The organism is Pseudomonas sp. MPDS, assembly GCF_013283895.1.
Taxonomy (GTDB): domain Bacteria; phylum Pseudomonadota; class Gammaproteobacteria; order Pseudomonadales; family Pseudomonadaceae; genus Aquipseudomonas; species Aquipseudomonas rhizophila.
This window is the reverse complement of the sequence record NZ_CP054128.1, coordinates 1,048,106-1,071,696: the sequence shown is the minus strand read 5'-3', so window position 1 is coordinate 1,071,696 and position 23,591 is coordinate 1,048,106. Positions and strand designations below refer to the sequence as shown.

Annotated in this window: 14 protein-coding genes; 9 read left to right on the top strand and 5 right to left on the bottom strand. The window is 57.7% G+C overall.

Translation table 11 applies throughout. The features are described from left to right. Positions 1–333 precede the first annotated feature (333 nt). The 9 genes from HQ912_RS04670 to HQ912_RS04630 all read left to right on the top strand — a co-directional run bounded on the left by HQ912_RS04670 (position 334) and on the right by HQ912_RS04630 (position 9,909). Entirely contained in the window at positions 334–1,854 is a 1,521-nt protein-coding gene (locus HQ912_RS04670; protein WP_092394646.1) for an aldehyde dehydrogenase family protein, read from the top strand. Positions 1,855–2,078: 224 nt separating this feature from the next. After that, a complete protein-coding gene (gene eat, locus HQ912_RS04665) occupies positions 2,079–3,527 on the top strand; it encodes an ethanolamine permease (protein ID WP_107321810.1) in 1,449 nt (482 codons plus the stop codon). A 57-nt stretch (positions 3,528–3,584) separates the two neighbouring features. After that, complete coding sequence (locus HQ912_RS04660; protein ID WP_047229473.1) at positions 3,585–4,979, top strand: ethanolamine ammonia-lyase subunit EutB; 1,395 nt, start codon at positions 3,585–3,587, stop codon at positions 4,977–4,979. Positions 4,980–5,006: 27 nt separating this feature from the next. Then, entirely contained in the window at positions 5,007–5,831 is an 825-nt protein-coding gene (gene eutC, locus HQ912_RS04655) for an ethanolamine ammonia-lyase subunit EutC (protein ID WP_173406516.1), read from the top strand. A gap of 106 nt (positions 5,832–5,937) precedes the next feature. Continuing rightward, entirely contained in the window at positions 5,938–6,399 is a 462-nt protein-coding gene (locus HQ912_RS04650; RefSeq protein WP_092394658.1) for a GNAT family N-acetyltransferase, read from the top strand. 466 nt (positions 6,400–6,865) lie between these two features. Then, positions 6,866–7,522: a DedA family protein gene (locus HQ912_RS04645; protein WP_047229470.1), complete on the top strand. Its 657-nt coding sequence runs from the start codon at positions 6,866–6,868 to the stop codon at positions 7,520–7,522. Between the two features lie 7 nt (positions 7,523–7,529). After that, a complete protein-coding gene (locus HQ912_RS04640; protein ID WP_173406515.1) occupies positions 7,530–8,342 on the top strand; it encodes a zinc-dependent peptidase in 813 nt (270 codons plus the stop codon). A gap of 111 nt (positions 8,343–8,453) precedes the next feature. After that, on the top strand, positions 8,454–8,981 hold the full coding sequence (gene ppa / locus HQ912_RS04635; RefSeq protein WP_123448269.1) for an inorganic diphosphatase: 528 nt from the start codon (positions 8,454–8,456) through the stop codon (positions 8,979–8,981). Positions 8,982–9,177: 196 nt separating this feature from the next. Further along, positions 9,178–9,909: a helix-turn-helix transcriptional regulator gene (locus tag HQ912_RS04630; protein WP_173406514.1), complete on the top strand. Its 732-nt coding sequence runs from the start codon at positions 9,178–9,180 to the stop codon at positions 9,907–9,909. A gap of 502 nt (positions 9,910–10,411) precedes the next feature. Here the strand turns inward: HQ912_RS04630 and brxL are convergent. From brxL to brxC, 5 genes are read right to left on the bottom strand one after another with little or no spacing between them, the layout of a single operon-like run. Beyond that, on the bottom strand, positions 10,412–12,454 hold the full coding sequence (brxL, locus tag HQ912_RS04625; RefSeq protein ID WP_222129870.1) for a BREX system Lon protease-like protein BrxL: 2,043 nt from the start codon (positions 12,452–12,454) through the stop codon (positions 10,412–10,414). A 6-nt stretch (positions 12,455–12,460) separates the two neighbouring features. Beyond that, positions 12,461–14,779: a BREX-1 system phosphatase PglZ type B gene (gene pglZ, locus HQ912_RS04620; protein ID WP_173406512.1), complete on the bottom strand. Its 2,319-nt coding sequence runs from the start codon at positions 14,777–14,779 to the stop codon at positions 12,461–12,463. A gap of 32 nt (positions 14,780–14,811) precedes the next feature. After that, positions 14,812–16,605, bottom strand: coding sequence for a DUF262 domain-containing protein (locus HQ912_RS04615; protein WP_173406511.1), 1,794 nt, complete (start codon positions 16,603–16,605; stop codon positions 14,812–14,814). Positions 16,606–16,608: 3 nt separating this feature from the next. Next, positions 16,609–20,106 (bottom strand): Eco57I restriction-modification methylase domain-containing protein, encoded by a 3,498-nt coding sequence (locus HQ912_RS04610; protein WP_173406510.1) that lies wholly within the window; start codon positions 20,104–20,106, stop codon positions 16,609–16,611. Then, positions 20,106–23,570 carry a BREX system P-loop protein BrxC gene (brxC, locus tag HQ912_RS04605; protein ID WP_173406509.1) on the bottom strand — a complete coding sequence of 1,155 codons (3,465 nt, stop codon included), beginning with the start codon at positions 23,568–23,570 and terminating at the stop codon, positions 20,106–20,108. Before brxC ends, HQ912_RS04610 begins: the two co-directional genes overlap by 1 nt. Positions 23,571–23,591 lie beyond the last annotated feature (21 nt).

Below are 23,591 nucleotides of genomic sequence, written 5' to 3'. Positions count from 1 at the left end.
TGGGGGCTGCTTCGCAGCCCAACGGGGATAAATCCCCTCGCCACAACTTTGCTGGGCAGGCCAACTGGTGAGGCCCAGCATCCTCCAGCCCACCCACCTTTGCAATGCTGGCGCGACCTGTCAGTCACAGACTGTCTCGCATCTGGCACAAACTGTCACACCCGCTGTATCGCTATCGTCACGCAGGGCATCCGTTTGTCCGACGAACTGCTCCTAAAGTCTTGATTTACGGGCCCTGCAAGGCAGTGGCCCGACCTTTGCTCTAGGCTTAATTACCAGCGCTCAATTTTGCGCGGCCTCCCGTATAAGCACAAAAGCCAAGGAGAACTCATCATGCGTTACGCTCACCCCGGTACTGAAGGCGCTATCGTTTCGTTCAAGAGCAAATACGGTAACTACATCGGCGGCGAGTTCGTCGCGCCTGTCAAAGGTCAGTACTTCACCAATACTTCCCCGGTCAATGGCCAGCCCATTGCCGAATTCCCGCGTTCCACGGCCGAAGACATCGAAAAAGCCCTGGACGCCGCCCACGCCGCTGCCGATGCCTGGGGCGCCACGTCCGCCCAGGCCCGTTCGCTGGTCCTGCTGAAAATCGCCGACCGCATCGAAGCAAACCTTGAGGTTCTGGCGATCACCGAATCCTGGGACAACGGCAAGGCCGTGCGCGAAACCCTCAACGCCGACATCCCCCTGGCCGCCGACCATTTCCGTTACTTCGCCGGTTGCCTGCGCGCCCAGGAAGGCAGCGCCGCCGAGATCGACGGCAACACCGTGGCCTATCACATCCATGAACCGCTGGGCGTGGTCGGGCAGATCATCCCGTGGAACTTCCCGCTGCTGATGGCCGCGTGGAAACTCGCCCCGGCCCTGGCCGCCGGTAACTGCGTGGTGCTCAAGCCCGCCGAGCAAACCCCATTGGGCATTTGCGTGCTGATGGAGCTGATCGGTGACCTGCTGCCGCCTGGCGTACTGAACGTGGTGCAAGGCTTCGGCAAGGAAGCCGGTGAAGCTCTGGCCACCAGCAAGCGCATCGCCAAGATCGCCTTCACCGGCTCCACCCCGGTCGGCTCGCACATCATGAAATGCGCGGCTGAGAACATCATCCCGTCCACCGTGGAACTGGGCGGCAAGTCGCCGAACATCTTCTTCGAAGACATCATGCAGGCCGAGCCGAGCTTCATTGAGAAAGCGGCCGAAGGCCTGGTGCTGGCGTTCTTCAACCAGGGTGAAGTCTGCACTTGCCCTTCCCGCGCCCTGGTGCAGGAGTCGATCTACGACGAGTTCATGAAAGTTGTGATGAACAAAGTCCTGCAGATCAAGCGCGGCGACCCGTTGGACACCGACACCATGGTCGGCGCCCAGGCGTCCGAGCAGCAATTCGACAAGATTCTTTCGTACCTGGAAATCGCCAAGGGCGAAGGTGCCGAACTGCTGACCGGCGGCAAGGTGGAAAAACTCGAGGGCAACCTGGCCACGGGTTATTACATCCAGCCAACCCTGCTCAAGGGCACCAACAAGATGCGCGTGTTCCAGGAAGAAATCTTCGGCCCGGTGGTGAGCATCACCACCTTCAAGGATGAAGCCGAAGCCCTGGCCATCGCCAACGACACCGAGTTCGGCCTCGGCGCCGGTCTCTGGACCCGCGACATCAACCGCGCCTATCGCATGGGCCGGGCGATCAAGGCCGGTCGCGTCTGGACCAACTGCTACCACCTCTACCCGGCTCATGCGGCGTTTGGTGGTTACAAGAAGTCCGGCGTGGGTCGTGAAACCCACAAGATGATGCTCGACCATTACCAGCAGACCAAGAACCTGCTGGTGAGCTACGACATCAATCCGTTGGGGTTCTTCTAACCTACGGGAAATTTGTGCCCGGCCGATCGTTCCCACGCTCTGCGTGGGAACGCCTCTACGGACGCTCCGCGTTCGGCTCTTTGGGACGCGGAGCGTCCCTGGCTGTGTTCCCACGCAGAGCGTGGGAACAATCAAGCTTGCATCCCTGCTGTATGCAACACACCGGTTCCAAGAGCAGCCCCGCTCCAACAGGGCCAAAAAACAATAAAAACAGGTAAACCCTTATGCCAAGCGATCAAGCAAACCCGCAACCGGCAACGTCCTCGGTCGACTTTGAAAAAGTCGGCTCCGAATACTTCCAACAACGTGAACTGAAAAAAGGCGCGGCGGGCTGGGTCCTGCTGGTGGGCCTGGGGGTGGCGTATGTCATTTCCGGGGACTACGCCGGCTGGAACTTCGGCCTGGCCCAGGGCGGTTGGGGCGGGATGTTTCTTGCCACGCTGCTGATGGCCGCGATGTACCTGTGCATGTGCTTTTCCCTGGCCGAGCTGTCCTCGATGATTCCTACCGCCGGCGGTGGTTATGGCTTTGCCCGTAGCGCATTCGGGCCCTGGGGCGGGTTTCTCACGGGCACGGCGATCCTCATCGAATACGCCATCGCCCCGGCGGCGATTGCCGTGTTCATCGGCGCGTATTGCCAATCGCTATTCGGCATTGGCGGCTGGATGATCTACCTGGCGTTCTACATCATCTTCATCGCCATCCACATATTCGGCGTGGGTGAAGCCCTCAAACTGATGTTCATCATCACTGCCGTCGCTGCCCTGGCACTGGGCGTGTTTCTGGTAGCGATGGTGCCGCACTTCGACGTCGCCAACCTGCTGGACATCCCGGTCACCGCAGCCACGGGCGCCAGCCCATTCCTGCCGTTCGGCTATGTCGGCGTGTGGGCAGCCATTCCGTATGCCATCTGGTTTTTCCTGGCCGTGGAAGGCGTACCGCTGGCGGCTGAAGAAACCAAGAACCCCAAGCGCGACCTGCCGCGCGGCCTGATCGGCGCCATGCTGGTGCTGGTGGCGTTTGCCCTGCTGATTCTGGTGATCGGCCCAGGCGGTGCGGGTTCCAATGCGCTGATGGCTTCGGGCAACCCGCTGGTGGAAGCCCTGGCCAAGGCCTACGGCGGCTCGACCTGGATGGGCAACTTCGTCAACCTGGTGGGCCTGGCGGGCCTGATCGCCAGCTTCTTCTCGATCATCTACGCCTACTCGCGGCAGATCTTCGCGTTGTCTCGCGCCGGTTACCTGCCACGCAAGCTCTCCGAAACCAATAAAAGCAAAGCACCGGTATTGGCGCTGATCATCCCCGGCATCATCGGTTTCGGGCTGTCCCTGACCGGCCAGGGCGATCTGCTGATTCTGGTGGCGGTGTTCGGCGCCACCATCTCCTACGTGCTGATGATGGCCGCGCACATCACCCTGCGCATCCGCCGCCCCAAAATGGACCGGCCATACCGCACACCGGGAGGCATCTTCACCTCGGGCGTGGCCCTGGTGCTGGCGTGCATCGCCGTAGTAGCGGGCTTTCTGGTGGATCCGCGGGTGGTCATCGGCGCGGCGATCATCTATGGAGTGTTAATTGCTTACTTCGCGTTCTACAGTCGGCATCACTTGGTAGCAGGCACGCCCGAAGAAGAATTCGCGGCCATTCAGAAAGCTGAAGAAGCCTTGCACTAAGTTGTAAAACGCCGAAAACCACGGCGCCGCCCAGCGGCGCCGTCACGGAGAACCTGTATGGCCAGTTTTGCACACACGGTCGGCGCCCAGACCTACCGCTTCGACAGCCTCAAAGACCTGATGGCCAAGGCCAGCCCGGCGCGTTCCGGGGATTTTCTGGCCGAGGTCGCGGCGCTCAACGATGGCGAACGCGTAGCAGCGCAAATGGCCTTGGCCGACCTGCCCCTCAGCCATTTCCTGCAAGAAATGCTGATTCCTTACGAGGACGACGAAGTCACCCGACTGATCGTCGACACCCACGATAAACAGGCCTTCGCCGCCGTCAGCCACCTCACCGTCGGCGGTTTTCGCGACTGGCTGCTCAGCGATGCGGCCGACGAACACAGCCTGCGGGCGCTGGCCCCGGGCCTGACCCCGGAAATGGTCGCCGCCGTGTCGAAGATCATGCGCGTGCAGGACCTGGTGCTGGTGGCGCAGAAAATCCGCGTGGTGACGAAATTTCGCGGCACCCTCGGCCTGCGCGGGCGGCTGTCGACCCGCCTGCAACCCAACCACCCCACCGACGAACCCGCCGGGATCGCCGCGAGCATCCTCGACGGCCTGCTCTTCGGCAATGGCGACGCCATGATCGGCATCAACCCGGCCACCGACAGCACAGCGTCGATCTGCGCCATGCTGGAAATGCTCGACGCCATCATCCAGCGCTACGACATCCCGACCCAAGGCTGCGTGCTGACCCACGTCACCACCTCCATTGAAGCGGCGAACCGTGGCGTGCCCCTGGACCTGGTGTTCCAGTCCATCGCCGGCACCGAAGCGGCCAACGCCAGTTTCGGCATCAACCTGAACGTCTTGCAGGAAGGCTACGACGCCGGGCTGAGCCTGAATCGCGGCACCTTGGGCAACAACCTGATGTATTTCGAAACCGGCCAGGGCAGCGCCCTGTCAGCCAACGCCCACCACGGCGTCGATCAACAGACCTGCGAAACCCGGGCCTACGCCGTCGCACGGCATTTCAAGCCGTTTCTGGTGAATACCGTCGTAGGATTTATCGGCCCGGAATACCTGTACAACGGCAAACAGATCATCCGCGCCGGCCTCGAAGACCACTTCTGCGGCAAGCTTTTGGGCGTGCCGATGGGTTGCGACATCTGCTACACCAACCACGCCGAAGCCGACCAGGACGACATGGACACCCTGCTGACCCTGCTGGGCGTGGCCGGGATCAACTTCATCATGGGCATCCCCGGCTCCGACGACATCATGCTCAACTACCAGACCACCTCGTTCCACGACGCCCTCTACGCCCGCCAGACCCTGGGCCTGAAGCCGGCGCCGGAATTCGAAACGTGGCTGGCGAACATGGGCATTTTCACCCAGGCCGATGGCCGGGTGCGGTTCGGCGACAACCTGCCACCGGCGTTTCGTCACGCATTAGCTCATTTGGGATAAGCCGCATTTGGGATGAGAGAACTGCCCATGGATAAAAAACCTGTAGATCCACAAAACCCTTGGCTGAATCTGCGCAACCTCACCCCGGCGCGCATCGCCCTGGGCCGCACCGGCACCAGCCTGCCGACCTCGGCGCAACTGGACTTCCAGTACGCCCACGCCCAGGCTCGGGACGCCGTGCACCTGGCCTTCGACCATGAAGGCATTCGCACGCAACTGACTGAGCGCGGCCGTGAAAGCCTGCTGCTGCACAGCGCCGCCAGCGACCGCAACAGCTACCTGCAGCGCCCGGACCTGGGCCGACGGCTCGACGAGTCCTCCGTACAAATCCTGGAGGACTACGCAGCGGCCAATCCCGGCGGCGTAGACCTGGCCATCGTGGTGGCCGACGGCCTGTCGGCGCTGGCGGTGCATCGGCATACCTTGCCGTTCCTGGCGCGGCTGGAAGAACAGACCGCCGCTGATGGTTGGTCAACCTCGCCGGTGATTCTGGTGGAACAGGGCCGCGTCGCGGTGGCTGATGAGGTGGCGCAGCGGCTCGGCGCAAAAATGTCGGTGATCCTGATCGGCGAACGCCCCGGCCTCAGTTCCCCCGACAGCCTGGGGTTGTATTTCACCTACAACCCCAAGGTCGGCCTGACCGATGCGTATCGCAACTGCATCTCCAACGTCCGGCTCGAAGGTTTGAGCTACGGCATGGCCGCCCACCGCCTGATCTACCTGATGCGCGAGGCCTGCCGCAGACAGCTCTCGGGGGTCAACCTGAAGGACGAAGCCCAGGTCCAAACTCTAGACTCGGAAAACACCGCCGATATGAAAGGTAACTTCCTACTGATGCCGCCCCGAAGCTGATCCGTTTACAAGTTTGCGTTTTTGATCCGCTTTCAGGCAGCATCGAAGCACGGCAGAACGCCGTTGTTGTCCGAGTATCTGTCGACCTTTGCAGACGAGACCTACTATGCGGATTATCCAAGCGACCCTGGAACACCTGGACCTGCTGACCCCATTGTTCGTCAAATACCGGGAATTCTATGGCTCGCTGCCCTACCCGGATTCGTCCCGAGCCTTCCTCGAAAAACGCCTGCGCCGCAAGGAATCGGTGATCTACCTGGCGTTGCCCGATGACGATGACAACCGGTTGCTGGGCTTCTGCCAGCTCTATCCAAGCTTCTCGTCACTGTCGCTCAAGCGCGTGTGGATCCTCAACGACATCTACGTCGCCGAAGACGCCCGCCGCCAACTGGTGGCCGACAACCTGATCCGCACCGCGAAAAAAATGGCCAAGGAAACCAACGCCGTACGCATGCGCGTCTCCACCAGCAGCAACAACGACGTGGCGCAGAAAACCTACGAGTCCATCGGCTTCAAGGAAGACACCGAGTTCAAGAACTACGTGTTGCCGATCAGCGAAGAGCTCTGACCCGATTACCGCGGACTGATCGTTCCCACGCTCCCGCGTGGGAATGCCGCCAGGGACGCTCCGCGTTCCGCTTGACGCAGAGCGTCACGGGATGCATTCCCACGCGGAGCGTAGGAACGATCGATAACCCCTGTGGTTGGGTGAAATGTTGTGGCGAGGGGATTTATCCCCGCTGGGCTGCGCAGCAGCCCCAGAACCTGAGCACGCGGTGCATCAGGCAGACCGGGTTGGCTGCATTTGGGACCGCTTCGCGCTCCAGCGGGAGCAAGCTCCCTCGCCACAGAGTTCTTCACCCAGCCAGAAGCCTCCCGACATCCCCAGCTACAAACTCACCACGCACACCACCCTCGACCTCGTATAATGCCGCTCTTCCCGGCTTGTAAGAAAAAGCTACACGCGCTGTAGCCTTACTCGAAGCCCGACCCACAGGCCCCACCCAGTCAGGCCGCGACCACAGGTGCTTTGCATGGATTTCAACCCCCTCGACCTCATTCTGCATCTCGATGTGTACCTCGACCTGCTGGTGACCAACTACGGGCCGTGGATCTACGCCATCCTGTTCCTGGTGATCTTCTGCGAAACCGGCCTGGTGGTGATGCCCTTCCTGCCGGGCGACTCCCTGCTGTTCATCGCCGGCGCGGTAGCCGCCGGCGGCGGCATGGACCCGGTGCTACTCGGTGGCCTGCTGATGCTGGCGGCGATCCTCGGCGACAGCACCAACTACATCATTGGCCGCACCGCAGGCGAACGGCTGTTCAGCAACCCGAACTCGAAAATCTTCCGCCGCGACTACCTGCAACAAACCCACGACTTCTACGACAAGCACGGCGGCAAAACCGTGACCCTGGCGCGCTTCCTGCCGATCATCCGCACCTTCGCCCCCTTCGTCGCCGGCGTTGCAAAAATGCCCTACCCGCGTTTTTTCGCCTTCAGCGTCCTGGGCACCATCCTGTGGGTCGGCGGCCTGGTCACCCTCGGGTTCTTCTTCGGCAACGTGCCATTCATCAAGCAGAACCTGTCGCTGCTGGTGCTGGGCATCATCCTGCTGTCGCTGGTACCAATGATCGTCGGCGTGATCCGCAGCCGCCTCGCCGCCAGCGCCTCGAAAGCCCATCCGCGCTGATCGCCCCATGTGGTCCCTGAGCGGCTGGCGCCGGCAACGCACCCTCGCCAAACATCCCGTCAGCGAGGAAACCTGGCAGCGGGTGCGTCACCAGTTGAGCTTTCTCGACGGCATCAGCGCCACCGAGGACCAATGGCTGCGCGAAGCCTGCGTACTGTTCCTGCATGACAAACACCTGAGCGCCCTGCCCGGCGTCGAACTGCTCCAGGAACAACGCCTGCTGCTCGCCGCCCAGGCCCAATTGCCGCTGATGCACCTCGGCGACTTGAACTGGTACCAGGGCTTCCACGAAATCGTGCTCTACCCCGACGACTTCCTCAGCCCCCAGCGCTACCGTGACGCCAGCGGCATCGAGCACGAATGGGACGGCGAACACAGCGGCGAAGCCTGGCCCCAGGGCCCGATCATCCTGGCCTGGGACGGCGTGCTCGCCAGCGGCGGCTGGGACGGCTACAACCTGGTGATCCACGAACTGGCGCACAAACTCGACATGCTCAACGGCGACGCCAACGGCCTGCCGCCACTGCACGCCGACATGCGCGTCCAGGATTGGGCCGACGCCATGCAACAGGCCTTCGACGACCTCAACCGGCAACTGGACCACAACCCCGACGCACAAACCGTCATCGACCCCTACGCCGCCGAAAACCCTGCGGAATTCTTCGCCGTCACCAGCGAATACTTCTTCAGCGCCCCAGACCTGCTGCACCAGGCGTACCCGCGGGTCTATGAACAGCTCAAGGCGTTCTACCGCCAGGACCCGCTGGCCCGGCTGCGGCAACTTCAAGCCGAAGATCCGGTCTATCAGGCGTCATACTAAGGTCTCTAAGACCCTTGTAACGTGGCATCGACGGCCGAATATGCCTATAATCGCCGCCACTTTTTGGTCAATCCGACCAGTCATTTGGTCAACTAACGGGGGCACCGCCCAATGAGCTACAGCAAGATTCCGGCTGGCAAAGACCTGCCGAACGACATCTACGTCGCGATCGAAATCCCGGCCAACCACGCCCCGATCAAATACGAAATCGACAAAGACAGCGACTGCCTGTTCGTTGACCGTTTCATGGCCACCCCCATGTTCTACCCGGCCAACTACGGTTTCATCCCCAACACCCTGGCCGACGACGGTGACCCCCTCGACGTGCTGGTCGTGACCCCATACCCAGTGGCCCCAGGCTCGGTCATCCGCGCCCGTCCAGTCGGCATCCTGAACATGACCGACGACGGCGGCGGCGATGCCAAAGTCATCGCAGTGCCACACGACAAACTGTCGCAACTGTACGTCGACGTGAAGGAATACACCGATCTGCCACCGCTGCTGATCCAGCAGATCGAGCACTTCTTCGCGAACTACAAAGATCTCGAAAAAGGCAAGTGGGTCAAGATCGAAGGCTGGGCCGGTGCAGACGCCGCCCGCGAAGCGATCACCAAATCGGTTGCCGCCTACAAAGGCTGAAACTGAATTTGCAGAAGAACCCCGGTTTGCACCGGGGTTTTTTTATGCCTTAATGATGCTTAATACCAACTTGTATTAATACTGTTTAACAGCGTTTAGCCCGCCCCTTTCAGATCCTGCAAACGGAAAGATCGTCTTATATATTTGAACGACATGTTTATTGCCGAAAACACAGTCGCCCCTAAACTTTCCGTTTATGAAAAAGATCTCCAGTGGCGACCGCTTCAGAGCCCTTCTAAAAGAAGCCCATATTCGTTCCGCCGACTTCGCGAAGTTATACGGCGTGAAATCCCAGCACGTGAACAACTGGTTCAACCGTGGCATCCCGCCCGGGCGCATCCACTCCATCGCCAGCCTGCTGACCGTCAGCCCGGAGTGGCTCGCCCACGGCGAAGGCCCCCAAACCCCATTGGGCCTCGGCCCCGGCACCACCTATGAAGCCGCCGAAAACGACGGCGTCTACACCGTGCTGGAACCCACGGACATCGAACTGCCTTTCTACAAGGAAGCCCCCATCGCCCCCGGCGAAACCAAAACCCACATCGTCGAAATCCCCGACCAATCCATCCGCCTGCCCCGCAGCCACCTCGAATCCCTGGAAATCGACCCCGGCGACGCCATCTGCATCACCATGGTCGGCGACAGCATGGCCGAACGCATCGAAGACGGCTCCACCCTCGCCATCGACCGCGGCCTGACGCAAATCGTCGACGGCCATATCTATGCGCTTGAACACGACGGCATGCTGCGCATCAAATACCTGCATCGCGTTCCCGGTAATCGGTTACGGCTGCGTAGTCATAACTGTGCTGCGTATCCTGACGAGGTCTTCAGCGCTGAACAGATCGATGCGCAGAACATACGGGTGATTGGCTGGGTGTTCTGGTGGTCAACCCTGAACAAACGGAGACCGCCGGTGTTCGACTAACCCACCCAAGACCAGAAACCGTGGCAGGAACTGCAGTAGGAGCTGCAGTAGGAGCTGTGGCAGGAGCTTTTGTGGCGAGGGGATTTATCCCCGCTGGGCTGCGCAGCAGCCCCCTGCTTTTCACCTGAATCACCCCTAACCCAATGATTCCACACCACTTACCACTGGGATTCTGAAGCAAACCCGCGTATCCTCCGCCCCACATTTGCGAGCCCACGCTTCGCACCGACAAGGCAGATCACTTTCTGACCAAGTCCCACAGCCGGCCGCAAGAGCCGGATGTACGTTTTGAAGGCTGGTGAGGTTTGTCAAAAACGAACTGAGTTAGTCAACGAGAAGCCGGCCATAAGCCGGCTTTTTAATTGACTAGTCATGGTTAATTAACGTCTTTTCATGCCATCTTTAGTAGCAACTCCCGCTGGGCTTACTATGCAGAAGAAGGGCATTCTTTATCCCTTCTTCAATAACTTGCTAAACGGTACGCAACTGGCTTGCGTGCCCCCTACTCCACAATCGCTTTCAATAACGCATCCCGTGCATCCTGGTAGAACTGGATGTCGATTTTGGTTGCCATGTCATCCGACAGGTCATACAGCTGGCGCCTGGCTGTGACAGGCATGAGCAGCACACTCGCGCCCTTTTCTACTGCCAGCTCAGCAATGTTCACTGCGCTGCTGATCGGTTCGATAGAGCCGCCCAGGTTAATTTCGCCGACGACGATTACTCCGCCCTTCACCGATTTTTTTAGCAAACTGCTGCACATAGCAATCAGCGCGGCCATCCCCAATTTAGAACCGCGTTTGGCGGCGTCGTAGGCTCGGAGCTGAACGGAGAACTCATGGGCGCGTGGGTCGCGGGCCCCGATAAGCTGAGTTGCGCGAGCATACAAATTCTGCTCGGCATAGCGCAGCGACTCCTTGAAGGCTGCGGGTGCAGGATTGTTGAGGATGCGTACTCCAGAGCCAGGGCCTTCATTCACTTCGATGCGATACAGGCCAGCGTTGTCGTCGATGTCCGCCCCACCTTCGCTGATGGTCCAAATCTGGCCCGGTTCCAATGGGTCATCACCGATTTCGTTGTCGGCGCGCAGCTCCGGCGTAGCCACGAACTTCTCGACCCCGTCATCACCAATGAAGTAACTGAAGTGGGTGTTACGAAACTCGGCGGCTCCGACTCGCTTTTGCTGCTCCTTGACCCGACGCCGTACCTCAAGCCCTAAACGAGTAGCCCATTCCAAATCTTCGTCGGACACAACCATGTCCTGACCTGGATACATCAGCTTGAGCAAGCCGGAGACGGTTTTGTTGACCGCATTGGTATCGCGACCACTGAGTGCTCCGCCCAGGTGAACGCGATTCTGCATGGCAGACACGCGGCTCTGGAAACGCAGGCGACTCATACATTCGGAGAAGAAGTCACTGACCAGGCCAAAGTGGTCAGTGGTCAGAGTCTTGTTCATTTTAGGTACATCCCAACCAGGGAGATAGCAATGGATCCGGTCCATCCAGGCGGTGTCATCACGCATTTCCGCTGGGAGTGGGCCAAACAGATGGCCTACGCGTTGTTGGTGTTCGACATCGACATCGAAGTTGCCGACAAACACCATGGAGCCATCGGCTCGAATGCTTTCCTTCCCACGGCTGAACTCGCCGGACTCCATGTAGCCCTTCATGATGTTGATCCCTTCCTTAGTATCGAAGGAGATCCCGCTCACCTCATCAAAGCAAACCACATCGTACTGGCACACCAAGCCGCGCTGCCCGCTGGCGTTGTTGACGAACATCTTGGCGATGGTCGCCTTGCCGCCTGAGATCAAATGCGCGTAGGGCGATATCTGCTGAAATAGGTGACTCTTGCCCGTGCCCCGCGGCCCCAGCTCGACCATGTTGTAGTTGCGCTCCACGAACGGCACCATGCGGAGCATGATGGCGTCTATAGCTCGCGGTGACAGCGCGCTTGGCTCCAGGCCGATGGAGCGGGTGAGGAAATCCCGCCACTCTTCGCTGCTAAATCGGGTACGCGCCTCTGCCATGATATCCAACACATTGCGCTTGGACATTTGGATGGGGCGCAACTCTGCAATGCCAAAGGCGTGCCCCTTTTCTTCAGCAATGATGCTGTCGTACTCCAGCGTCACCTCAGCATAAAAGCCACCGGTCAGCAGACGCTCGTTGTCATCAACAATTTTGTCTGGGATGCGCACACGATTGAGATTCAAGCTGGGCAACGACGCCAGGTAGCCACCTTCCTTTTCTACAAACCGCACGCTGACAATATCGATCAGTTTGGCAGAGCCGGTTTTATAGGCGCGTGCCTTGAACAGCTCTTCTTCGCCGGCACGCACAGTACGATCGGACAGCTGCCGCTGAACGATTTCCAAACCCTCTTCGATTTCAATGGGATCGGTTGAGGCGCAATATCTACCCAGCATGAACTCGACGACATAGGTCGGAACCGGAAATTGACGCGCAAAAGTGCGCACCAGGTCTTTGCGAACCAAGTACCCCTCAAAGACCTCCGCGGACTTACGGTCCAGCGTATCCATTTCCAATTACTCATCTCCTACCAGAGTTGGTTTTTTCGCCAGCACATTGCCCTGGTCATCCAGCAGCACCAATACAGCAGTAGTGCCCTCATACTGATCATCTACCAATAGAGTGCACTTGCCTTCTTTCAGCGGCTTGCGCTTGGTGATCTCTGAATCCGGGTCAGCCGGGTGCGCTCTGAGTACCGCTAGTACCCCTCCAGCACTGGTTTGCGCCTGGACTTTACAGGTCAATCCCACCCAGCGCAGATCCGAAAGTGTTGCAGAGATCGCGGAGGTCTTGACTGGAGCTTGTGTGCTCCGTACCTCTAGCACCGGCGTCAAACACTCCTGCAGGCTTAGGCCACCGTGATCATAGTGCTGTCCTGACTTGAAACTACAGGCACCTGGAGCCATGGCAATGCTGACAGCACCGTTCCAGTACCAACCTACCTGCTGATAACCGCTGTCCACAGAGTCCTTGATGACCGCGCAGCGGCCCCAGCGCGTTTCAGTCAAATGCTTGGCCAATTCGACCTTAACCATAGGTGCGGGCGTCAGCATCCAACCGTGATCGGTGACGATACGAATTTTGCGCCAGCCTGCAGCAAGGAGTTCTTCAACCCGCTCAACGACTTCAGCCAGTAAGGTATCAACTCGCGCCGCCAACTTGAGCCCCTTCACATGGCCTTCTTTGTCAATATCGCCGCTTTGAACCCAAGCATTGGATGTTGGGTCGCCTGAATCGCCCTCATCCAAATATTGCCAGCCTTTTTCCTGCAGAAACTTCTTCAGGTAATAAGCTGAAAAGTCCTTATCTTCGTCCAGCAAGCTGGGCTCAAAATCCCGGTCGGTGGTTCTGCCAGTCAACCGGTTATGCACCGGTGTCACGGCTGCTTTCGCGGTAGACGTCACTGAAGGCAAAGCTGCCCAGTTTGTCGAAAGCGTTACTGTTCCCAATCCTTGCAGAGCCTGATTCAGGCGCTGGGCGATGTCGTAACGTAGGCCGTCTACGAAAAATACCACTTCACCACCCACGGCATACTCAGCCGTCGCTTCATTCACCTGGTTGCTACCCGGATAGCCCTTAGATTTGATCACACCTTGGAAATTGCGCGTCACCTCATCCAACCATGGCGTGTAGATCAGCGCGAGGATCTGCTGCACAAGAACTTGCTGGCTTGCGGACAAGGGTGAAGCCAAGGCTTGGAGCATCTGATCATCAACCTGCCAATAGTGCTCCCGATACTGCGCCGCCATTTCCTCTGCATCAACGCCGGAGAAGACCTTTGTGGTCTTCTGAGCCACTTGGCTCAGGTGGCCAAGAACGCCTGCCAACGGAGCCAGATCAAGCTCAAACCAAATCCAACTACGCCGTTGTGCATGTCGTTGCTCAAGGGTCTGCAGGTTTTGGCGAACCAGGGCCGCATCTTGCTCAAGCAACTGCTGTAGCGTCTGCTCCAGATATCCCTCTTCACTCAAATTGATAGCCGGATAGCTTTCACCGCTGGAAGCCAAATCAGGCTGGACCTTGAGCAATAAATGCGGCAAGAACGGGTAGTGGCGGCAAGACTCAGCATAGCGTTGCCATACGCTCTCCCAAATCCCCTGACGTTGACACAGCAGTTCGGCAGCCGTCAGCTCCCCGTCCTGCTCAGGATTGAAGTGATATTCGGTTTCGCAGATGCCAACCAGTGCTTGCCAGCGTGACCCGTCCCAGCGGCCACGGCAGCTTTTGCTGTCATTCATCCAACTGAGCAAATCACGCACCGGGTCGCTGCTCACTAACTTATTGAAATCTGCTGCCTCGAGCCGGCGGTTGCACAGCTCATCACGCTCACTTTCCAGAATCTCAGGTAAAACACGTAGCATGGCTTGTTGGGATTTCTCATCCTTGGCAACATCCAGCCCTGCTCCGCCGTTACTGGAGATCAAAAAGGCGTTCACCGTCCAATCACGGCCAGAGTTGTTGTAGATCCACCAACAACCTCGATACTGCAGCTCAGCCAGCGGTTTGAGGTAGTCCGAGCAAGCACCGATTGCACGCAGGTCACGGCGTTCCACACCCGGTAAATACAGGATCGGTGTTCGATCGGCTGGGAGCTCGATGCTGGGCAGCGCATTCTCCACAACACATTTGATCCATATGGCAGGACCTACTTTCTTTTCGGGGGCGTAGTCACCCAACACGATCAGTTCCGGCATTGCAGCTTGCAGCAATGGCAATGCTGGCTCCCATTGGCGCAGGGTGTCCGTCCACAGAATTACGCTGGGAGCAACTTGCACGTTGGAGTTGTAGGCAGCGCTGTTCCGGATTTCGGTTGCCAGCAAATCAATCAGTTTCATATCAATCCTTGGGATTCATTAAGCAGGCTTGATCATGCGACCGTAATAACCAATGGATACTTCGCCTGCACTTCCAGCACCAACTGTACCGTTCTCGCCTTTAGCTTCTCCACTGTCCAACTGTCCTCAGTGGCCAGTGCTTGATTCAGATAGAGGCCGTTGTTGTAGCCAACCTCTCGGCCCTGGCTGTCGGTGCGGTTTTGCTTCTCCCCAAAGCTCTTGTTGCCCAGAGCGCTGTTGTAGCCCGAGATGGTTAGGTTACCCAGGCAGTGGGCGTATGTCTGACGGTGTTGCTCGGCCACGTTCGCATCCCCATCGGCAATCATCTGCACCCAACTGTCAGGAATGTTTTCACCCTGGGGAAAGATATGCTCGATGGTCCATACGTACTGTTTACCTTTCAGCGCCCACAGATCTACTTGGGTTTCCCGGGTCATGCGGCTTTCTTCAAGGGCGCAGAGCACAAAGCGACAGACTGCCTTATTGTCTTCATAAATCGGACCTTTGAGGCTTTTCTCGAACTGCTCATCACTGGCACTTTCTGCTTTAAGTCTGTGCTGAATATGACTGACCACATCGCCGGCACTCAGCTCCCGGATGGTCTCAGCCACATCCATGAAGATACGGGTCAAATCACGGGTAGGCGGCAAGTCGGTCGTATTGCGCCTAACAAAGAAGGCAATCAGAAAACTCACGACCTGTTCAAGGTGCTCATGCTTCAGCTCCAGCTCAGCTTGGCGCTCCATCAACACCATCAGCAGCAAATATGCGGCGGCACCCTGAATGCGGTCCAGCGAAAGCAGTAGGCTGGAGAGTTTTGGCTGCTCAGGCACAGCACGGTAGCCGACAATTTGAGCATAGCGGCTGGAAAGACGAATCATTGCGTGCAAAAAGCCCTCAGCATCATGAGCGATCAACTTTTCATACACCTGCATAAGGTTCGACTTAGTAGCCACTGGTACTGAAACGACATCCTTCAAATCGGTCTTGAAGCCGTTATAGTACTGGCGGAAGAAACGCTCCTGCACGGCATAGTCATCACCCAGGGCGTCAATCACCTTCTTCCAGCGGTTGTATTGCGTATCGATACTGCCGGGGTCTTTGGACTCCAAAACTGCCAGTAACTTGTTCTTGATCAGGTCAATGGCCGTAAGCGGTACGCCGCGATTGTTCAGCGACTCAAACAGGGTATAGGCGTCGGAATGCCCGGCGACCTCAATCTTTACCAGGGTGGCGGTGTTTACCTTCTCCAGCAGGGTTTGCAAGCTGGCGATGGGGTCAGTGCTGTGCTCCAAGTACAGTTCAATACGACTGACAAAATGCCGGAAGGCTTTCAACACACGACGGTTACCCGCATTCGGAACAGTATCCACATCGTCTAAAATGCCGGTCTGTCCGAGCACCGCAAAGTAGTCTTGCTGGTTGTTGTTTTGCACCTGGGGAATCAGGCGCGGCTGATCCGTCTTTTTCTTCAGCACCAGTTTGTGCTTGAGGTTATAGAGCTCAATCTGCTGCTCCACACCCAGATTCGGCAGAGTACGGTGACTCTGATAAATAGCCGCCAGCAGCAAAGACAGCGTGGTCATGCGCTGTTGTCCGTCTACCAGCTCCAGGCTTTGCACCGTCAATGCATCTTGCGACTGGTTGATACAGATGATCGAACCCAGGAAATAATGCAACTCGTTGTCCAGCAAATCCTCGAATAACGCATCCCACTGCGCCCGACTCCAGGTGTATTCACGCTGATAACGGGGGATGGCATAGACCACCCCGCTCTCGATATCGAGCAGCGTGGAAACCGGGTAATTGTATACGGACTTAATCATGGACTAGCTCCTTGCCGCCTGCTTTTCAGCCAAGGACAAATGGTGATCGTTGATCCGTGCACCTTCGCCTTCGTCATATTGCAGACCGAGGGTGTACCAGGGGGTGGACTCGACGTCCTTGCCGCGATCTTTGGTCCATTTGATGTTGGGTGTCCAGCGCAGGATGCCGGCGCCTTTTTTGCCGACGTCGCGGGCGTAGATGAACGGGCGGATGTTGAGGCGCACGCCGTCGTTGAGGTCGGGGGTCCAGCCTATAGGTTGCTCGGCCTTGGACTTCCAGCGCACGAAGATGTCGTAAGGTGCCTCACCTTCGAGGATGGCCTCCAGCTCGCACTGGAGCGCTTCGGCGACTGCGAGACGCTCCTGAGCACCGTCTTCACCGTTGGCCATGCCAGCTTGCTGGGTGCGGATCCAGTCGCCCAGATAGGTGTAGATCAGGCGTTCGAGGCCCGCTTTGTCGAGCTTGTGGTAGTTGATCAGTGCGCTGAAGCCGTCCTTAAGGCCATCCCAGATATGCCAGATAAACGGCCGGTGCTGGAACTGTTTGCAGTGCTGCTCGAAGAACTTGTCGCGCAGCCACAGGCTTAGGGATTTGCTTCCGACAGTTTCCAGCAAACGGTTTTTCAGCGGGGTGGTCCAGGCGTCGCCGTAGGCTGCTTGCAGCAGAGCTTCAAGGCGTTGGTCGGCCGCCTTTTCCCCGCGCACAGCAGGCAGGCAGACGATGCCATCATCATCCGAATAGGCATCCAGCTGCTGGCATCGCTGTACCCATTCACGCTGCTCTGTAGCCAACTCCATCTGCGAGTCCAACTCTGCCGGCCAGCGGTAACCAAGCAGACGGGCGACGGCTACTTGCAGCACGCTGTCATCTACGCGGAGTTCGTCGTGGACGGTCCATCTGCTGTATTCGTCCCAGATTACCGAGCCGCAAGGATGACCGTGGAATATCCATTGGGTAGGATCGTTGGTGTAGGGCAGAGGCAGCCCGTTGGGGTATTGCTTTTCGGCGACTTTGGTCCAGTAGTCAAGGTCGAAAGGCACTTTGACTAAGGTTGCATTTGTGACCTTTAGTGACTGATCTATTTCACGTACGATACTTGGGTATTCTTGAGACGAGCAAAAACACCAAAGAGCCGCAAGATACATTTCTTTTTTGGGTATGAGAGTTGCGCAATTCATGTCCCATGGACTTCCTAGGTTAAGCGTAGGCGCCAAATTGCTCATCTGGCTTACTGCCACCCCTTTGACACCCCATGCACCCTGCCCCTGAATTCTAGCGGCCGGAGATGAAGATAAATATCCCCCGCCGTTCTCCCAAAGAAATACTTGATGCCTCCCCGAGTAGTGCTCGGGCACATCACCAGTAGACTGGAACGTAGACCATTGGCTCTTGATGCTGTTGGTTTCCCAAAACGTAAAAATAAACCGGGGATTATCCCCGGTTGTGATTCCCTGGTACGAATTGGCACACTCACTTAACAACGAAACTTCCGAACAACCATCCATAGTTATTCTCGAGTCTGGATTCTCCAGTTGCTTACCCTGTTCTATACTTTTCAGTTCGTTCGCAAGTAGCGCTGCGGCCTTGTCTGATGCCGTGCGTGACTCAGATACATCAACTCCACGAATCCAGTTAACCTGCTCGTTGTTGCGCAGCAGATCCAACGGCTGCTCCGTCCCACACCCGCGGCTCAGGGCGATCAGAATGGCTTTAACTACCTCGCCACTGACGGTATCGAAGGCTCCAGCGCCTAGGCGGGCAATCATGTGCCAACTATCGTTCTGTAATAGTTTCTCCCGAAACTTGCGATAACTGGTTAGAAAGAGCCAGTTCTGCGGTAAGACAACACTGGCGGTGCCACCATGAGCACAGAATTCAAGACAGCGATCTAGAAACACAGTTGCCAGATCATTTTTTCCTTCAGAGAAATAAGCTTCGCAATACTCCTTAAGAGCATCGTTCTGCTTACTCCGAAGTAGATACGGTACATTGGTGAACACCAAGGTGTACTGACCTGATAGCAATGCGGCAGCCTTGGCCAGCCCTTGGGCAATGATGCCGGCCTCTAGACGACTTTGCTCTGCATTTGTGTCCGCTTCACTCTGTTGCGCCGAGACATATTCCCGAGAAAGCACTTCGCCCAACAGTTGCTGCAATTCGCTCCATTGGGCGATTTGCGCGGCTTTACTGCGACGAGGATTGATCAAGCTGCCTAGTACCGGCGCATCCTGGAAGATCTGGTACATCCAGTCCAAGGCGATAGTCAGGTTCTGTTTGCCAGCTTTGCGGCTGAGTTCTTTCCACTCGTCGCGAGCGGCGGCGATGGACAGGCCGCTGCAGGCCAGATGCAACTCGGGCAGGCTGCGGTAGCCTCCGGCCTGCGGGTAACGCCAAGCCTCCAGTGCAACAGCAAAGGCCGCCAATTCTACACAGCGCTGATCCAGTTCCAGGCCGTGCAAGTTTTCACGCAGCACGCTGTCGATAGCTTGCTGCGCCGTGAGGCTTTCCGCCTGCATGCGCATGGGCACCAACATCAAAAAAGCGGCGACCAGAAAGTGGCCGGAGCCGCAACAGGGATCGAGAGCTTTCAGTTCACGGAGCCGTTCAGGCCAAGCGTCAAAGGTGCCGGAGGCGGGCTGCCATTGCTGGGTGGCTTCATCTTTTACAAAACGCAGATAGCTCAGAGGCACGCCAGGAATAGCAGCTTTGTCGCGCAGCTCCTGTTCACTATTGGCGCGCTGCCAGTCGCAGTCGCTTAAGTGCTGGCCGGCCCACCAGGCACCTAGACTGTTATCCAGCAGAAAGCTGACCATATAAGGTTCGGTAAATAGCTGGGTAACCGGAGAGAGCTCGTCAGCACCGATCTTAACCTCGGACTTATTAACCTCTTCCTTACGCTTGCTCTGCCAGAACTGGTAGACCCAGCCAAGGCTATCCTGGGCCTGAAAGGTTTCTAAGGCCAGGCAAGTCACCAGTTGCTCCAGACTGCGCTGATGCTCTGGGGCCAACTCCAACTCGAATACAGGCGAGTCGACGCGGAAGATCTGCGGCAGCATCTTGGAGGCCAGCACCCCGGCTAGCTCCCAGCCGCTTTGGCAGCGACGCTCAAGATCGTCACGGGCCACATCCGGGTCTTGCACCAACTCGCTGCACTCGGCCAGAGTCAGCTGGGTGTGCTCGTCGTACATAAGCAGACCGTTCTGCTCCAGAAAACGCGCGAACAACATGCGATGCCAGTGTTCGTAGGCGACCTCAGTGACCAGCTTGTGGATCGACTGCTGGCCGTTGTCGTCTTTGCTATCACCCAACTGGCGCCCGTGGGCGCGCAGGCGGGTGCGCAGCTTACGCTGTTCATCGCTGAGGTAGTCGGCCGGCTTAGCATCGCCCACGCCAAGTCGTGTGACGGCTTGGGTAGATGCTTGCTCGGCGATGTCGCGGGCTTTGACGACGGTGGCTTCCAGCGCACGGCGCAGGGACTTACCAAGGGGCTGTCGAGTCATCAGAAAGTCACCGGTCCATCGTTGAGTTTGTCGAGAATCTGCTGCTTCACTTCAGCCATCCAGGCGTCAACGTCGGCCTCGGTCTCAAAGGTTTTACGCGGCAGGCTGATGCGCTGCAGTTTGGGTTGCAGCAACTGAACGGCTTCCATGCGAGCGCTATCGAATTTACTGGCCAGCGATTCGGTGCGATCGCTCCACTGCTCCAGGCTGACATCATTCAGGCTGTCGATGATGGCGTCGGCGTCGTTCAGCACCGGTTGCGCCAAGGTAAGCAGTTTGCGTTTGCCAAGGATGTCGCTCTGTTGCTGCTCGCTGAGTTGCAACCAGTGGCTGTCGGCATGCAGTTGAGCCAGGCACTCGGTATACCGATCTTGATAGGCCTGCAGATGGAACTGAATAGCATCGCGCAGCTTATTGACCAGCTGCTGAACCAGGCCGGATACCGGATTCGGATCATCCAGCAAAGACCGGTGGCTGACTATGGCATTCACCTCGGTCTGGATAGCGGCATGGAAAGACAAACCGCGACTAAGGTCGAGCAGGTTTTTCAGCAGCGCCCAGTCACCGCGCCGCGCTTCGATGCGCTGAGCAATGTCGGTCCAATCCTTGACCGCCTGCTTAATAGTGTCTTGCTCATCCAGCACATGCTTGAGCTGTGCGTTACCAGAGTGGCGCGCTAGCTCATCGAAAATACGGCTGTCCGGGGTTTTGGGCAGAGGAGCTTCCCCCCCTGCTCGCTTGGCCAGTTCACGGCCCTTTTCAGCTAGAAGAGGCAATTTGGTAGCTTCTTCACCGGGCTGGCAATCGATACCACTGCTGCTGAGTACACCGCGTATTTTGATCAAGTCTACCGGGCGGATGGTGATGCTTTCCGGCTTAAAGCTGGTTTGGGTGATCTGCTTGCGATCCAGCGTTGTGGCAGTAACTGGATTGTTGCGGTTGTCGTAGGCGATGAGAACACCAGTGGCCATCAGAATGGCTAGGCCTCCGTCGATAGCGTCCTGCGGCCAGCCGTAAGGTGCCGCCAAAAAGTGCTCACGAATCTCGCTGCCCTTTTTCGAAACCCCGATATAGCGCTTAATGGCAGCGCACACGGGATGCTGCTCGGCATCACCGCTGTAGCTCAGTGCTTCCAAGGCATTTTGCCCACCCTCTTTACTGGCGCGGTCATAAACTTTGCCCCAGCCGGTATGGTCAGCGGCATCGAAGTCGCGGTAGAGGCGAATCAGCGAGGCTTTAGCAGCAGTTTCTACCCGGTCCGCAATAGTGCTGCCATCTACTTCGTTACCCCCGGCCTGAAGCACTTGCACACCGTCGAAAATTTCGCGCAGCAGAGCTTGTACCTGCTTTTGCGCATCGCGGTAGCGAGTTTCCATCGCGCTGCGGGCATCTTTGCCGGCATCAGTGTTGGGGATGCCGCGCTTTTCCAGAGTGGCGTGAGCGGCGTTCTCAGCAATGATGGCGCTGGTCAGCTCGGAGCGATTGCGCGCGGGGACAAAGACGAAAATAGTTGGTTCGCCCGGCTGGCGGCTGCGGGCATCGGCGAGGAAGCTCTTCTCATCGATACTCCAGCCGTCCTGTATCCAGGCATAGACCTTTTCTTTAGCGTCTTTGGGCAACTCGGGGTCAAAGCAAGGGATAACTTGGCGTGGCTCGTTGCACTTGCCCTGGGTGAGACGCACCTGGGCTACCTGGCGGCGTAGTTCTTTGTGCAACAGGTCCACGCGGATATTTTCGATACGCTGCATATTGCCGCGCAGGTCGGCTTCTTCCTGGCGAAGTGTGTCGTACCACTGCGCACTCTCCTGAGTTTGCAAACGGAACTCGGTGCCAGTGCTGGTTTGCATAGACATCACCAGACCTTCGTCGGCCAATGCCTGCAGCAGTTTAGGCACGCTGGTACGAATAGAATCTTTACCGCTATTGAGGTCATCAATCAGCAGGTCAGCCAGCATGTCCGCGGTGGCCCGCACTCCGCAGTCGGCGGTGGGATCTGAAGGCAGTTTACCGATCAGCAGCACCAGCCCGAGAATACGCGACTTGAGCTTTTCGTCAGCATCTCCGGCGGACAGGCGACCAATGGTTTCAGCGATTTCTTTGGAAATTACGCCAGTCTGTAGCAGGTTGACTGCGATCTGGTTGTATATGAAGTCCGCGGGCACCACATGGCCCAACGGGAGATCGGCGGTGGCCTGTGCGGCCTCGTGGATGACCTTGAGCTGGTTACGCAATTGCGAAACAGTGCCGGTGGTGTCGACAATACGCAGCACCCGCTCCCAGAAGCGGCGGCGCACAGGAAGCAGCGGGTAATCGGCCAACATGACTTTTTCGTCATCTTGATGATGCTCGATTTTGGTACCACGCAGCTGGCGCGAGATCTCGCCCAAATGCGATTGCAGCATCTGCTCCAACTGCGGCTTGGCCGAGGCTTTTTTCTGCAGGATGACCTTACGAATCACCGATTCGACATCGGTATCGGATAGCTGAATTGGAATCTGGAAGCGACCAAGCAGACGCTGCAGATTAGGCATGCCCGACAGAGCGCTCTGGCCGGTGGCAACAAACAGCAGCTTGTTCTGGAAGATGGAATGCTTGCAGCAGGTTTCTACTACTTCTTGGACTTGGTGCGCTTTGTCGGTATCGGAGCCGACGTACTGTTGCACCTCATCGAGCACCACCAGGGTTAGCGGGAACTGACCTTCTTTGGATAGGGCGTCGTAAATAGCATCAACCATCTGCTGGTTGGTGACATCCTGAACGTTTGGGTACTGCTCGCGCAGTAGCTGGCGCACACCTTTGACGTCATCGCCCAAGGTGCTATCTACCTCAAGCAGCGCCCCGGCAATACTTCGGGAGACGTAGAGGTCTTCTAGCTCGTCGTCCCAACTGTCGCCCGCAGTTTCGACCTTGTCTTTGATCTGATCAAAAATACCCTGCTTTTTCAGCCACAGCACAAAGCGAGCCTGATGGTACTGCTCGGGAAGACCGGCGGACTTGAACACAATGTTGAGCAGCGCCAGACGCACGTTGTTGTTAGCACCGGAGCCCAAAGTACCAGAGGCGGCATGCAGACCGCCATGGCGTTTTGCGGCGTTGCTCAGCTCTTTAAAGTGATCTTTGACCTCCTGCGGCAAATCGGCAATATCACGAGCAGAAACTCCATCGCTGAACGGCTGGTTAGTCCACAGTGCGCGTAGCATTTTGGCCAGGTGCGATTTACCTGAACCGAAGAAGCCAGATATCCACACGCCGGGCTGTTCGTGCTGGCCGCCCAAATTACGCAGGTAGGCAGACAGGATTTTGTCGAGCCCGGCTTGGTACTCACCATCGCAGACAAAGGTTTGCAACTCGTAGCGCAGGGTCTTGAGTGCCTGGGCTGACTGGTCGTCCTTAACTTCAGCAACACCATTGTTTTCCAGGCGATTCTGCTGGGGGTCGAGCTGGTAAATCTCGCGGTTCAACATCCTGGGCATGCTCCCTTTGCG

What these genes read in the sequence shown, in the direction of transcription:
- HQ912_RS04615 (WP_173406511.1), bottom strand. Translation starts at nt 16,605, where the DNA reads ATGATTAAGTCCGTATACAATTACCCGGTTTCCACGCTGCTCGATATC.
- brxL (WP_222129870.1), bottom strand. Translation starts at nt 12,454, where the DNA reads ATGGATACGCTGGACCGTAAGTCCGCGGAGGTCTTTGAGGGGTACTTG.
- HQ912_RS04630 (WP_173406514.1), top strand. Translation starts at nt 9,178, where the DNA reads ATGAAAAAGATCTCCAGTGGCGACCGCTTCAGAGCCCTTCTAAAAGAA.
- pglZ (WP_173406512.1), bottom strand. Translation starts at nt 14,779, where the DNA reads ATGAAACTGATTGATTTGCTGGCAACCGAAATCCGGAACAGCGCTGCC.
- eutC (WP_173406516.1), top strand. Translation starts at nt 5,007, where the DNA reads ATGGATAAAAAACCTGTAGATCCACAAAACCCTTGGCTGAATCTGCGC.
- eat (WP_107321810.1), top strand. Translation starts at nt 2,079, where the DNA reads ATGCCAAGCGATCAAGCAAACCCGCAACCGGCAACGTCCTCGGTCGAC.
- ppa (WP_123448269.1), top strand. Translation starts at nt 8,454, where the DNA reads ATGAGCTACAGCAAGATTCCGGCTGGCAAAGACCTGCCGAACGACATC.
- HQ912_RS04660 (WP_047229473.1), top strand. Translation starts at nt 3,585, where the DNA reads ATGGCCAGTTTTGCACACACGGTCGGCGCCCAGACCTACCGCTTCGAC.
- HQ912_RS04670 (WP_092394646.1), top strand. Translation starts at nt 334, where the DNA reads ATGCGTTACGCTCACCCCGGTACTGAAGGCGCTATCGTTTCGTTCAAG.
- HQ912_RS04650 (WP_092394658.1), top strand. Translation starts at nt 5,938, where the DNA reads ATGCGGATTATCCAAGCGACCCTGGAACACCTGGACCTGCTGACCCCA.
- HQ912_RS04640 (WP_173406515.1), top strand. Translation starts at nt 7,530, where the DNA reads ATGTGGTCCCTGAGCGGCTGGCGCCGGCAACGCACCCTCGCCAAACAT.
- HQ912_RS04645 (WP_047229470.1), top strand. Translation starts at nt 6,866, where the DNA reads ATGGATTTCAACCCCCTCGACCTCATTCTGCATCTCGATGTGTACCTC.
- HQ912_RS04610 (WP_173406510.1), bottom strand. Translation starts at nt 20,106, where the DNA reads ATGACTCGACAGCCCCTTGGTAAGTCCCTGCGCCGTGCGCTGGAAGCC.
- brxC (WP_173406509.1), bottom strand. Translation starts at nt 23,570, where the DNA reads ATGTTGAACCGCGAGATTTACCAGCTCGACCCCCAGCAGAATCGCCTG.